The 1385-nt window shown below is 63.6% G+C and carries 1 protein-coding gene and 2 pseudogenes; all 3 read left to right on the plus strand.

Going from position 1 to position 1385, the window contains the following annotated elements; translation table 11 throughout:
* Positions 1–302: SURF1 family cytochrome oxidase biogenesis protein (locus HLUSI_RS0118745; RefSeq protein WP_016835410.1), on the plus strand; the 302-nt coding region annotated here is incomplete at its 5' end.
* A 60-nt stretch (positions 303–362) separates the two neighbouring features.
* Positions 363–1163, plus strand: a pseudogene (locus tag HLUSI_RS29565) (ActS/PrrB/RegB family redox-sensitive histidine kinase); the annotation flags it as partial.
* A gap of 38 nt (positions 1164–1201) precedes the next feature.
* A pseudogene (locus tag HLUSI_RS34345) lies at positions 1202–1385 on the plus strand (hypothetical protein); the annotation flags it as partial.

The raw sequence follows: 1385 nt of genomic DNA on the forward strand, positions 1-1385 counted from the left end.
CCCGCGACGTGCCGGCCATCGCAGTGTCGAGGAAGCTGGACCACGTCGCGCCGTATTTCATCGATGCGGAGGATATGCACAGCGCTGCGTCGGAACAGCAACGCGCCGCGAACGGACAAGCCGTCGGTGGACTGACCGTGATTTCCTTTCCCAACAATCATCTGGTCTACGCATTGACCTGGTTCGGACTGGCCCTGATGACGGGCGCCGCATTCTTCTGGATCGGACGCGACGAAAAACGCCGGCGCCTGTCCGCCGGGCAGAAAAACAAAGATGGCAAGCAAGGCCCAGACGCGGGATAATTCCGGCAAATTCGTCGTCTCCGACCCGCCAATTCACTCGTTTACCATGATCGACTGCGCATGATCGACAGCGTCCTTCCGCCAGGCCCTGAAATCGCCCGCGCGCCTGATCGCGCCGCCGGCCACAAGAACATGCTGCAACTGATCCAGTTGCGCTGGATCGCCGTGTTCGGCCAGATCACCACCATCATCGTGGTGATTTTCGGTTTCGACATCCATTTGCCGCTGCCGCACATGCTGGAAGTGCTGGCCTGCCTGATCGCCTTCAACATCGGCAGCCACCTGCGCTGGCACGAGCGGCCCTTCGTCACCAACCGCGAGCTGTTCCTGGCGCTGCTGGTCGACGTCGCCACCCTGACCGCGCAGCTGTACCTCAGCGGCGGCGCCAGCAATCCATTTGCCTTCCTGTACCTGCTGCAGGTTATCCTGAGCGCAGTGCTGCTGGAAGCCTGGTCCACCTGGACCATCGTCTGCATCACCGGCCTCTGTTTCGCCGGCCTGTCGCAGTTCTTCATGCCGTTGTCGCTGCCGCCGGACCATGATGAAGGCCTGTTCAGCCTGTACGTCGAAGGCATGTTGATCAGCTTCCTGCTGATCGCCGCCTTGCTGGCCATTTTCATCACGCGCATCAGCAGCAACCGCCGTGCCGGCGACGCCCAGCTGGCCGCCTTGCGCCAACGCGCCGCGGAAGAAGATCACATCGTGCGCATGGGCTTGCTGGCGTCCGGCGCCGCCCATGAACTCGGCACGCCGCTGGCGACGCTGGCGGTGATCCTGGGCGACTGGAAGCGCATGCCGGAATTCAGCAGCAACCCTGTGCTGATCGAAGAAATCAGCGAAATGCAGATCCAGTTGCAGCGCCGACCCACGGCGTCACGACGCTGGTCAACCGCGGCTTCATCGCCGCCGGCGCACACGACGAGAAGGAGGGCGCAGCCGAGGCGCCGGCCGAGGTCGTCGGTTTGCTGCGCATCAGCGAACCGCATGGCGGCTTCCTGCGCAAGAACGATGCTGCCGCAGACCGCTGGTTTTCGCGCGACGTGCCGGCGCGCGCGCGACATCGTCGAGGCATGTTCCCAGCGC

The organism is Herbaspirillum lusitanum P6-12 (assembly GCF_000256565.1).
Lineage (GTDB): Bacteria > Pseudomonadota > Gammaproteobacteria > Burkholderiales > Burkholderiaceae_D > Herbaspirillum > Herbaspirillum lusitanum.